This window comes from Amycolatopsis sp. NPDC004747 (genome assembly GCF_053601335.1).
Genome location: NZ_JBSGBQ010000044.1, coordinates 61,856 through 72,197 on the forward strand (window position 1 = coordinate 61,856; position 10,342 = coordinate 72,197).

Annotated in this window: 13 protein-coding genes; 6 read left to right on the plus strand and 7 right to left on the minus strand. The window is 72.2% G+C overall.

Going from position 1 to position 10,342, the window contains the following annotated elements; translation table 11 throughout:
- Nucleotides 1-4 precede the first annotated feature (4 nt).
- Nucleotides 5-1,000 carry an iron-containing redox enzyme family protein gene (locus ACWEGE_RS42280; RefSeq protein WP_449666128.1) on the plus strand — a complete coding sequence of 332 codons (996 nt, stop codon included), beginning with the start codon at nucleotides 5-7 and terminating at the stop codon, nucleotides 998-1,000.
- 43 nt (nucleotides 1,001-1,043) lie between these two features.
- Here the strand turns inward: ACWEGE_RS42280 and ACWEGE_RS42285 are convergent, their stop codons facing one another.
- Together ACWEGE_RS42285 and ACWEGE_RS42290 are read right to left on the minus strand one after the other, a co-directional pair.
- The gene (locus ACWEGE_RS42285; RefSeq protein ID WP_449666129.1) at nucleotides 1,044-1,256 is read right to left on the minus strand and encodes a CDGSH iron-sulfur domain-containing protein; all 213 of its coding nucleotides are present in this window, start codon (nucleotides 1,254-1,256) and stop codon (nucleotides 1,044-1,046) included.
- Nucleotides 1,243-1,962: a methyltransferase gene (locus tag ACWEGE_RS42290; protein ID WP_449666130.1), complete on the minus strand. Its 720-nt coding sequence runs from the start codon at nucleotides 1,960-1,962 to the stop codon at nucleotides 1,243-1,245. Before ACWEGE_RS42290 ends, ACWEGE_RS42285 begins: the two co-directional genes overlap by 14 nt.
- Before the next feature lie 155 nt (nucleotides 1,963-2,117).
- Here ACWEGE_RS42290 and ACWEGE_RS42295 point away from each other — a divergent pair, with 155 nt between their 5' ends.
- Nucleotides 2,118-2,282, plus strand: a complete 165-nt coding sequence (locus tag ACWEGE_RS42295) for a hypothetical protein (RefSeq protein ID WP_449666131.1) — start codon at nucleotides 2,118-2,120, stop codon at nucleotides 2,280-2,282.
- A 70-nt stretch (nucleotides 2,283-2,352) separates the two neighbouring features.
- Here the strand turns inward: ACWEGE_RS42295 and ACWEGE_RS42300 are convergent, their stop codons facing one another.
- Nucleotides 2,353-3,627, minus strand: coding sequence for an ATP-grasp domain-containing protein (locus tag ACWEGE_RS42300; RefSeq protein ID WP_449666132.1), 1,275 nt, complete (start codon nucleotides 3,625-3,627; stop codon nucleotides 2,353-2,355).
- Nucleotides 3,628-3,710: 83 nt separating this feature from the next.
- Here ACWEGE_RS42300 and ACWEGE_RS42305 point away from each other — a divergent pair, with 83 nt between their 5' ends.
- Complete coding sequence (locus ACWEGE_RS42305) at nucleotides 3,711-5,213, plus strand: FAD-dependent oxidoreductase (RefSeq protein WP_449666133.1); 1,503 nt, start codon at nucleotides 3,711-3,713, stop codon at nucleotides 5,211-5,213.
- A 31-nt stretch (nucleotides 5,214-5,244) separates the two neighbouring features.
- Here ACWEGE_RS42305 and ACWEGE_RS42310 read toward each other — a convergent pair whose 3' ends face one another.
- Entirely contained in the window at nucleotides 5,245-5,769 is a 525-nt protein-coding gene (locus ACWEGE_RS42310; protein ID WP_449666134.1) for a DUF1360 domain-containing protein, read from the minus strand.
- Entirely contained in the window at nucleotides 5,766-6,560 is a 795-nt protein-coding gene (locus tag ACWEGE_RS42315; protein WP_449666135.1) for an SDR family NAD(P)-dependent oxidoreductase, read from the minus strand. The genes ACWEGE_RS42310 and ACWEGE_RS42315 overlap by 4 nt, the downstream gene beginning before the upstream one ends.
- Nucleotides 6,561-6,652: 92 nt before the next feature.
- Between ACWEGE_RS42315 and ACWEGE_RS42320 the strand changes: the two genes are divergently transcribed.
- Together ACWEGE_RS42320 and ACWEGE_RS42325 are read left to right on the plus strand one after the other, a co-directional pair.
- Entirely contained in the window at nucleotides 6,653-7,666 is a 1,014-nt protein-coding gene (locus ACWEGE_RS42320) for a DNA topoisomerase IB (RefSeq protein ID WP_449666136.1), read from the plus strand.
- Nucleotides 7,667-7,746: 80 nt separating this feature from the next.
- A complete protein-coding gene (locus ACWEGE_RS42325; RefSeq protein ID WP_449666137.1) occupies nucleotides 7,747-8,076 on the plus strand; it encodes a hypothetical protein in 330 nt (109 codons plus the stop codon).
- A 109-nt stretch (nucleotides 8,077-8,185) separates the two neighbouring features.
- Here the strand turns inward: ACWEGE_RS42325 and ACWEGE_RS42330 are convergent, their stop codons facing one another.
- Nucleotides 8,186-8,566 (minus strand): VOC family protein, encoded by a 381-nt coding sequence (locus tag ACWEGE_RS42330; RefSeq protein ID WP_449666138.1) that lies wholly within the window; start codon nucleotides 8,564-8,566, stop codon nucleotides 8,186-8,188.
- A gap of 4 nt (nucleotides 8,567-8,570) precedes the next feature.
- A complete protein-coding gene (locus ACWEGE_RS42335) occupies nucleotides 8,571-9,551 on the minus strand; it encodes a YihY/virulence factor BrkB family protein (RefSeq protein WP_449666139.1) in 981 nt (326 codons plus the stop codon).
- An 85-nt stretch (nucleotides 9,552-9,636) separates the two neighbouring features.
- Between ACWEGE_RS42335 and ACWEGE_RS42340 the strand changes: the two genes are divergently transcribed.
- The gene (locus tag ACWEGE_RS42340) at nucleotides 9,637-10,104 is read left to right on the plus strand and encodes an SRPBCC family protein (RefSeq protein ID WP_449666140.1); all 468 of its coding nucleotides are present in this window, start codon (nucleotides 9,637-9,639) and stop codon (nucleotides 10,102-10,104) included.
- The last annotated feature ends 238 nt before the right edge of the window (nucleotides 10,105-10,342 follow it).

Below are 10,342 nucleotides of genomic sequence, written 5' to 3' on the forward strand. Positions count from 1 at the left end.
GACCATGACGACTTCCGGCACTGCCCGGGCGGCCACGCTGCCGACCGCCCGCGGCCCGCTTTCGGCGTCGGTGCTGTCCACGCTGCTGCGTGAGCACCCCAAGGCGGATCTCGGCTTCGACGGCCTCGCCGACACCGACCCGCTCGGCGAAGACCTCCACCTGGCCCTGCACCTGTGCTACGAGCTGCACTACCAGGGCCTGCCCGGGGTGTCCCCCGACTGGGAGTGGGACCCGGTGCTGCTGCGCCTGCGCGGCGCGCTGGAGGCCCGGTTCCTCGCCGCGCTGCGCGACAACGTGCCGGGTGGCGAAGACGTCCGGGCCGAGCTCGACGCCCTGCTGGTCGAGCCGATCGACGTCGAAGGCGTGTCCCACTTCCTCCGCGACCACGGCGACTGGACGCAGGTGCGGGAGTACTTCACGCACCGCTCGATCTACCACCACAAGGAAGCCGACCCGCACGCGTGGGTGATCCCGCGCCTGCGCGGCCGCGCCAAGGCCGCGCTGGTGGCGGTGGAGTTCGACGAGTTTGGCGGCGGCCGCGCGGAGCTCGTGCACGCCCGCCTCTACGCCGACCTGCTGCGCGCGGCCGGCCTGCCCGACGGCTACCTGGAGCTCATCGACCAGGTCCCCGGCGCGATGCTGGCGGTGGTCAACATGATGTCGCTGTTCGGCCTGCACCGGTCCCTGCGGGGCGCGCTGTGCGGGCACTTCGCGGCGGCGGAGATCACCACGGGACCGTCCGCGCAGCGGATGGACCAGGCCCTGCGGCGCCTCGACGCGCCGGAAGCGTGCCGGTTCTTCTACACCGAGCACATCGAAGCGGACGCGGTCCACGAACAGGTGATGCGCCACGACGTGCTCGGCGACCTGCTGGAGCAGGAGCCCGAGCTGGCCGCGGACGTCGTGTTCGGCATCCAGGCGACGGAGTTCCTCGAAGGCCGGTTCGGCGAGCGGCTGCTGAGCCACTGGAAGGCCGGGAAGTCCTCGCTGCGGACCTGAGACCGGACGGCCTCCCGGCTTTCGCGCCGGGAGGCCGTCTTCGTCAGTCGTTCGCCTGCGTGCGGACGCGTTTGCGGTGGCTGGTGTCGCAGAACGGGAACCGCTTGCTCCGCCGGCACGCGCACACCGCGACCAGGAACCGGTCGGACCGCACGAGCTCGCCCTCGGCGGTGCACAGCTCGACCGGCCCTTCCACCAGGACGGGACCGCCCGGGACGACGGTCACGCGGCGGGGCTCCCGCTCAGCGGTCGGCACGGAGCACCACCAGCTCTTCCACCCGCTCGCCCGGCTCGATCAGGCCGGCCGCCTCGAGGAACTCCGTCCGTCCGGACAGGACCGGCCCGAACGGGATCCGGGCACGCCGGACCACCGAAGCACGCAACCCCTGCGCGGCCAGCACCTCCGCCGACTTGTCCACATCGGACAGTACCGATTGCACGAGCAGCATCGTCCCACCCGGACGCAGCAGCGTGCCCGCGGCGGCGCACAGCGGGTCGAGCAGCGCCCGGCCGTCCGGGCCGGCGTCCCAGCCCCGGGTGGACCGGACCGCCGGCGCCGGGGACGGCACGTACGGCGGATTCGCGACGACGACGTCGAAGGGGCCTTCGCGCAGCGCCCTGCCGAGGCCGCCCCGGCACGGGCGCACGGCGAGTTGCCGGACCAGCGCGTTGAGCCGGGCCGAGGCCAGCGCCCGGCGCGAGAGGTCCATCGCGACCACGGTTCCCGCGCCGCGCTGGGCCAGCGTGATCGCCTGCGCGCCGGTTCCGGTGCACAGGTCCAGGGCGTGCGCCCCCACCGGGATGGTCAGCTCGGCGATCGCCGAAGCGAGCAGGGCGGTGTCTTCCTGCGGACGGTAGACGCCGGGCAGCCGCAGCATCCGCGGCGGGGGCGGCACGGGCCGGTGGACGACGGACCGGGCGGCCAAGGGGCCCGGGCGGACGGGTTCCGCCGATGTGGTCATCTGGGTCTCCTCCACTCGCCGCGGTCCCGGCGCGATCGCCGGCGGGACAACCGCGTCGCCCCGGCTTACCCGGCGATCACCACGGCAAACGCCCGTGGTTGAGCGGGGCGCAGCGGGGTATCCGCTGCGGAAAGGACCGTGAAGGAGACAAGAGGATGACGTCCGAAGAGCGCACGCAGCACCCGACCGAGCCGGCCGAAGGCGCCCGCGGCGACGACCCGCACGGCGACACGCCCGAAGCCCAGCGCGAAACCCTCCGCGGCGAGCAGGGCACGTCGGGCGGGGACGAGCACGACGACAGTGACCCGCAGTCGGGCTGAGACCGCCGCGACAAACCGCGGGGGTCGCGTTCGGACTGTCCGAACGCGACCCCCGTTTTCTCGTGCGTGGTCAGGCCTCGGCGAATTCGAACGGCAGCGCGTCCACACAGGCCTGGTACTTCTGCACCATCTCGTGCTCGGTGTGCGCCGCGACGAACAGGTGCGCCAGCTCGAAGCTGTAGCTGTCCTGCTCCGGCAGGTCCGACAGCCGCTGCCCCACCTCCGGCACGATTTCGATCTGGGTGCCGTCGATGCGGTTCTGCACCGTCGCGATCTCCTCGGGCGTCGGCACGCGCGTCACCACGGCGTCCTCGAACCGGCGCAGGTACCACTTGCCGGCGATCTGGTAGGTGCCCTTGGTGGGACGGCGGCCGGGGTCCTGCCCGAGGCCGAGCCGGACCATGATCTCGTGGTTGGCCACGCCGTCGACGAACTCGAACAGCTCGGCGTGCGACTGCGAGTGCCGCGGGTTGATCTCCAGCAGGCACACCTGGCCGGATACGGGGTCGCAGAAGAATTCGATGCTGAAGGTGCCGTTGTCGAAGCCGATCTGCTTCATCACCCGCTCGGCGACGTCCCGCATCCGCTGGACGGGCTCCTCCCCCAGCTGCGACGGGTACTGGTGGCGCAGGAACGACGAGCTGTCCGGGTAGTTGATCGAGTCGAGCGCGCCGTAGACGGTGACCTCGCCTCGGTGGACGTACCCCTCGACGGCCGCCTGGACGCCGTGCAGCGCCTCTTCGGCCAGGCAGGCCGCGCCACCCACCCGGGCGATCTCCGGCGGCAGGTCGACCTGCTCCAGCACGTACCCGAACGGCTCGCCCACCCGGCCGACCCCGGCCCGGATCTCGGCCACCGCGTCGGCGAATTCCGCGTCGTCCTCGGCTTTGAAGGCGAGTTCGGAGGAGAACGACTTCACCGGTTTGAGCCACATCGGGTAGCCGACGCCCTCCGGCGGGGCGGGCCGCTCGTCGTCGAGCTCGACGATGCCGAAGTTCGGCAGCTCGTCGATCGCCTTTCTCTGTTCCAGCCGGCTCCAGTACTTGTGCTCGCACTTCAGTACCGCCTCCAGCGCCACGCTGGGCAGGCCGTGGCGGGCGCACAGGATGGGTACGAGCGACGCGGCCGGGAAGTCCCAGTAGCTGACGATGGCGCCGATTTCGCCGTCGAACGCGTCGAGTTCGTGCTGGGCGGTCTTCAGGAGCGCCTCGAAGTCGATGTCGCCGTGCTGCAGCTCTTCGGGGGTCAGCAGGCCGTGGAACGAGCAGCTCCCGGCCAGTGGCAGGCGTTCCAGGACCCGCCGGTTCTCCTCGTCCAGGCCGATCACGAAGATGTTCGTACTCATGGCGGTGGGCTACCCGACGCGCCGAGCGGCCGAAACGGGCCGGATGGCCGGTTTCGCCGGGCGTTCAGCGGGCATCCGGACGCATGACAGCCCTGCCCGAACCGCTTTCGCTGTGGGTCGAAACCGCTCCTTCCCCGGACCGCACCGGTGTGCCCGTCCCCGAGTCCGCCGACGTCGCGGTGCTCGGCGCGGGCATCGCCGGGCTCACCACCGCCCTGCTGCTCGCGCGGGCCGGCCGATCGGTGGTCGTGCTGGAGGCCGAGCGGGTCGCGGCCGGGGTGTCCGGCCACACCACCGCGAAGGTCAGCGCCCAGCACGGGGCGAAGTACGCGGACTTGACCTCCCGCCACGGCGCCGGGGCCGCGAAGGCCTACGCCGGAACGCAGACCGCGGCGTGCGAATGGATCGCCGCCACCGCCGCCGAGCTCGGCATCGACTGCGGCTTCACCCGCGCGGACAGCTACGTCTACACCACGCGGGAAAGCACCGTGGACTCCCTCAAGCAGGAGGCGGACGCGGCCGCCGCGGCGGGCCTGCCGGCCTCGTACACCGCCGACGTCGCCCTCGACGTCCCGGCGCTCGGGGCCGTGCGGACCACCGGGCAGGCGCACTTCCACCCGCGCCGGTGGCTGCTCGGCCTGGCCGCGGAGATCGAGCGGGCGGGCGGCACGATCGTCGAGCACGCCCGGGCGACCGGGCTCAACGGCCAGACCGTCCGCACCTCGCGGGGTGACGTCGTGGCCGGCGACGTCGTCGTCGCGACCCACTACCCCGTGCTCGACCGCGGCCTGTACTTCGCGCGGCTCGAGCCGGTGCGCGACCTGGTCGTCGCGGGCCCGGCGGCCGGGAACGCGGCACCCGAGGGCATGTTCCTCGACGCCGACACGCACCACTCCGTGCGCGCGTACACCGAACAGGGCACCCCGATGGTGATCGCCGGCGGCGAGCACTACCGCGTGGGCGCGCACGTCGACGTCGAACGCCGGTACCGGCGGCTCGCGGACTGGGCGGACGCGCACGCGGGCCTGCACCGCGTCACCCACCGCTGGTCCGCGCACGACATGTCCACGCCCGACCTGCTGCCCTACGTCGGCCGGTACCTGCCGGGGACGAAGAACCTGTGGGTGGCCACCGGGTTCGGCCAGTGGGGCATGACCGGCGGCACGGCCGCGGGCCACGTGCTGGCGGCGCGGATCCTCGGCGAGCCGCACCCGGCCGCGGACCTGTTCGACCCCAACCGCTTCGACGTCCGCTCGGTGCTCGGGGTGGCCCAGGACAACCTGACCGTCGCGAAGTACCTCGTCGGCGACCACCTCGCCGCGCTCTGGCGCTCCGAGAAGCTCGACGACCTCAAGCCGGGCGAGGCCGAGGTCGTGCGCGTGGGTGGCGAGCTCGTCGCGGCCCACCGCGACGACGCCGGCAAGCTGCACGCCGTCGGCGCGCACTGCACCCACCTGGGGTGCCTGGTTTCGTTCAACGACGCCGAGAAGACGTGGGACTGCCCGTGCCACGGCTCGCGCTTCGGGGTCGACGGCGAAGTGGTGCAGGGGCCGGCGGTCCGCCCGCTGCGCCGCGGGCCGGAATGAGCCGGCGGCGCCGCGCCGCCGGCTCGCCCGGCTAACCGGACGCGAGCCTCTTGCCCGCGTCGTAGAGCAGGTGCAGGGCGTCCGCCACGCCGACGGCGGTCAGCACCGTCGCCGCCAGCCGGGTCGCGCGCGGCGCGATCACCAGGCCCGCGGCCAGCCCGGTGCCGACCCAGACGTTCAGGCAGAACGGGCACGACACGAGCTCGCCGACCGCGTGCTCGACGTGTCCCTCGGCCGGGACGGACTCGTTCAGCTCGTCGTCCCCGGCCGGCTCCTCGTAGCGGGTGAACGGGGCACGCAGCGGGCTGGTGACGGCGTCCTTGGCCAGCAGACGGCTGGCCTTGAACGTCGCCGCGCCCAGCAGGAGCGTGTCGCCGGCGCCGAACCGCTGCGGCAACCGGGCCCCGACGGCGCGGCCGAGCAGCGTCAGCCCGCCCACCAGCGCGCTGTAGGCGCCCATCGCGACGACGTACCCGCCCAGCGGGCGGTCCTCGTCACCGGCGTAGCTGCGCTGGACCTGCTTCGCCTTTTCGGTGACTTCGTCGATGACGCTCATTCGTCCGCCGATCCGGGCTTCATCATCTTGCCCTGCTGCTTGGCCTTGGCCTGGTCCGGGAGGACGCGGGAGCCGGCCGCCTGGAGCTTGTTCTTGACCGCGCCGGGGACGATCTTGTCCTTCCCGGCCATCAGGGCTTCGTAGCCGGCTTCGGCGATTTCGGCCGGGCTGTCCTTGGCGCCGGCGGCGATCTTGGTGTCCGCCATGTCCGCGCGCTCGAAGAACTCCGTGTCGACCGGGCCGGGCAGCATCGCCGTGACGGTGACGCCCTTGTCCTTCACCTCGGCACGCAGGCCTTCGGAAAACGACGTCAGGAACGCCTTCGACGCGGCGTAAACCGCCTGGTAGGGCGCGGGCGACGTCCCGGCGATCGACGAGGTGAACAGCACCCGGCCGTGGCCGCGGCCGACCATGCCGGGCACGACCCGCTTGGTCAGGTCGACCGCCGAGCGGACGTTCAGGTCGACGACCGTCAGCTGGTCCTCCAGCCGGGTGTCCCCGGCGAACTCGCCGTTGATGCCGACGCCGGCGTTGACGGCCAGCGCTTCGACCGGGCGGTCCGCGAGCCGCCGGACCAGCTCTTCGACGCCGTCCGGGGCGGCGAGGTCGGTGCGGACCGCTTCGACCCGCGCGCCGCACGCGCGGACCTCGTCGGCAGCCGCGGCGAGCTCGGCGTCTTCGGCGGCCAGCACGAGGTCGAAGTCGTGCCGGGCGAACTGTTTCGCCAGCTCCAGCCCGATCCCGCTCGACGCGCCGGTGACGACGGCCCATGGCTTGGTTGCGGTGGTCATCCGTGCTCCTTCCGGTGCTTCCGTCGTCGGCTACCCGCCGCCGCGGGTGGCAATCATGGTTTCCCGGTACGCCGGGCGGGTATTTCGCGGCGGTGGGACGCACCAGACTCCGGCGCAGTGACCTGCGCGGCCCGGGCATCAAGCGCATCCGCCGCGGCCGCGGGTTCTCCTACGCCATGCCCGACGGCTCGCCGGTGACCGATGCCGAGCTGCTGGCCAGGATCAAGGACCTCGTCATCCCGCCGGCCTGGCGGAACGTGTGGATCTGCCCGTACCCGAACGGGCACGTCCAGGCGGTCGGCACCGACGACGCCGGGCGGCGCCAGTACCTCTACCACGAGCAGTGGCGGCGCGACCGCGACGAGGAGAAGCACGACCGCGTGCTGCAGATGGCCCGCCGGCTGCCGGCCTGGCGTTCGTCCGTGGCGTCCGATCTGACCGGTTCCGGTCTCACCCGCAAGCGGGTACTGGCGGCGGCGCTGCGCATGCTCGACCGGGGCATCTTCCGCACCGGCGGCGAGGAGTACGCGGAGGAGAACGGCACCCACGGCGTCGCGACGCTGCTGCGTTCGCACGCGTCCGTCCGCGGCGACGAATGCCGGTTCCGCTACGTCGCCAAGGGCGGGCTGGACCGGGAGGTGGCGATCTGCGACGCCGAGCTGGCGGCGGTGGTGAAGGCACTGCTGCGCAGCCGGTCCGGCAGCGACCGCCTGCTGGTCTACCGCGAGGGCGGCACGTGGCACGAGGTGCACGCGGCCGACGTCAACGAGCGGTTCAAGGAGCTGGCGGGCGAGGACTGCACGGCGAAGGACATGCGGACGTGGAACGCGACGGTGCTGGCGGCCGCGGCCTTCGCGGCGGCGGACCCGCCGACGTCCGAGACGGCCCGCAAGCGCGCGGAGGCGAAGGTGATGAAGGAGGTTTCGGCGGCGCTGGGCAACACCCCGGCGGTGTGCCGCTCGTCCTATGTGGACCCGCGGTTGGTGGAGGCGTACCGCGCCGAGAAGACGATCGCGCCGGCGTTGAAGCGCGCGGCGCGCTTGGACGGCGACGAGGCTCGGGCGGTGCTGGAGAGGGCGTGCGCGCGGTTGTTGAAGGCGTCGTGACGGTGTGGAGCGGAGGCAGGGTGGGATCCATCCGAACGTGTACTGGCAGCCGGCGGCGTGTGTCGGGGAACCTGGAGGAGATGACATCTTCGGCAGTCCGCTGGCGCGCCTCGATCGCCCTCACCGTGGGCGGCGAGGGGACGGTGTCGAGCATCGTCGAGTCCGACCACGGGAGTGAGGGCTCGGCGCGGGAGTGGATCGAACGGAAGCTGCCCCGGACGAGGTTCCCGGCGTGGATCCCGGCCGCCCGGCGGCGGGACGGGGTCGAGTTGTTCGGCCGGGTGGCGCGGGGGCGGGTGGTGACGGACTACCTGGTGCCCACTTGGGAGCCGGAGGGGGCGCCGGTTTGGCGGGCTGATCGAGCTGGGGATTCGGTGGAGTGGCGGCGGTGTTCGGCCGGCGAAGGCTGAGCTCCCCAGCCGAAGGCTGAGCTCCCCAGCCGGGAGCCGGGAGCCGGGAGCCGGGAGCCGGGAGCCGGGAGCCGGGAGCCGGGAGCCGGGAGCCGGGAGCGAGCCTGCCTCAGGCCGGGCCCACGTCCTTGCGCAGCAGGCAGAACTCGTTGCCCTCCGGGTCCTGCAGCACCACCCAGGACTCCTCGCCCGTCTGGCCGACGTCCGCCGGCCTGGCGCCCAGTTCCGTCAACCTGGCCAGTTCCGTTTCCTGGTCCACCCCCGCCGGGCTCACGTCCAGGTGGAGCGGGAGCTTGCCGCGGCGGGGGTGGTCCGTCTGGGCCAGGATCAGCGTCACCGCTCCCCCACCGAAGCGGCCGCCCGGCGGGCCCAGCTCCAGGCCGTCCGGCTCGTGGCCGATCACCTCGTAGCCGAGCACCGCGCACCAGAACTCCGCCAAGCGGTCCGGGTCGTGGCAGTCGAGCACCAGCTCGGTGATCCGGCAGGCCATCCGCTCACTTCCGTTCCGACTCCGCCACCGCCGCGGCTTCGTCGTCGTCCATCGCCTTCGTGTCCCGCGGCGGCAGGAACGGCTCTTCCTGGTCGTCCTCGCGGCCCGCCTCGATCGTGCGGCCGCGGGCCAGCTCCGCGTCCAGCTCGGCCCCCAGCAGGATCGCGAGGTTGGAGATCCACAACCATACAAGGAACACGATCACCCCGGCCAGCGAACCGTAGGTCTTGTTGTAGGAACCGAAGTTCGCGACGTACAGCGCGAACCCGGCCGATGCCAGCACCCAAAGCACCACCGCCAGCAGCCCACCCGGCGTCAGCCACTTAAAGCCCGGCAGCCGCACGTTCGGCCCCACCCAGTACAGCAACGCGAACGCCAGGCTCACCAGCAGCGCGATCACCGGCCACTTCGCGATCTCCCACACCAGCACGCCCGTCGAACCGAGGCCGATCAGGTCGCCGAGCCGGCGGGCCACCGAACCCGTCGCCACCACGCCCAGCGCGCACGCCGCCAGCAGCACCACGATCCCGACCGTCAACGCGATCCGCAGCGGGATCGTCTTCCACACCGGCCGGCCTTCCGGCATGCCGTAGATCGCGTTCGACGCCCGCATGAACGCGCCGATGTAGCCCGACGCCGACCACAGCGCGCCCAGCAGCCCGATGATCGCCAGCGGGCCGGCCAGGCTGCGCGAGCCCGTCAGCTCCTTGATCGCGCCGACGAGGATGTCCTTGCCCTGGCCCGGCACCACCTGGTTGACGTTGTCGATCACGGTCTGGATCTTGTCCGGCCCGAGCAGGCCGAGGATGGCGGTGAGCACGATGATGCCCGGGAACAGCGACAGGACGCCGTAGTAGGTGAGCGCCGCGGCCCAGTCGGTCAGGTTGTCGCGGTTGAACTGCTTGAACGTCCGCTTGAGCGCCGCACCCCACGACCGCTTCGACAGCTCTCCCGGTCCTTCGGGTTCTTTCCCGTGTCTGGCCACCAGCACACCTCCTGCTCCGTCCCGGCGGGCATACCCCGTCCGGGAGTGGGTATGCCTGTTTCGTCACCCGAACCAGGAGGAAGCCGTGCCCGAGGTAAGCCGCGTGATCGACGTACCGCCCGATGCCGTGTACGCGGTGCTCGCCGACGGCTGGCTGTACGCCGGCTGGGTGGTGGGCAGCTCCCACATCCGCGACGTCGACGAGGACTGGCCCGCGGTCGGGTCCCGCATCCACCACAGCGTGGGCCCGTGGCCGGTGCACATCCAGGACGTGACGGTGGTCCGCGCGGTCGAGCCGGGCTTGTCGTTGTCCTTGGAGGCCCGCGGCTGGCCCTTGGGCGCGGCCGCGGTGGGCTTGACGCTCGTCCCCCACGGCGACGGGCAGACGCTGGTCCGGATGACCGAGCACATCATCCGCGGACCCGGCAAGGTGCTCCCGGAGGCGATCCAGGCGCTGATCGCGAAGCCGCGCAACACCGAGTCCCTGGCCCGCCTGGCCGACCTGGCCACCGGCAAGCACACCCGCGCCCGGCACGGCCACCCGAGCCCCTAGCGAACCGGCCACTCCGAACGGCGGCCGGCGTACCAGGAGGGTCGGCTCGCGTGCCCGAAAGGTCGACACGCGTGATTGAAGGGTCGACACGCGTCTGGAGTTGCCCCGGTGAGGCGGACACGGGGTTTTCAGGCAGCTGGGGCTTGAGCGTAGTGGTTGGTTCGGGTTTCGGTTGGGGTGTGGTGGCCGACTGTGGAGTGCAGTCGGTGGTGGTTGTAGTAGCGCAGCCAGGTGAACA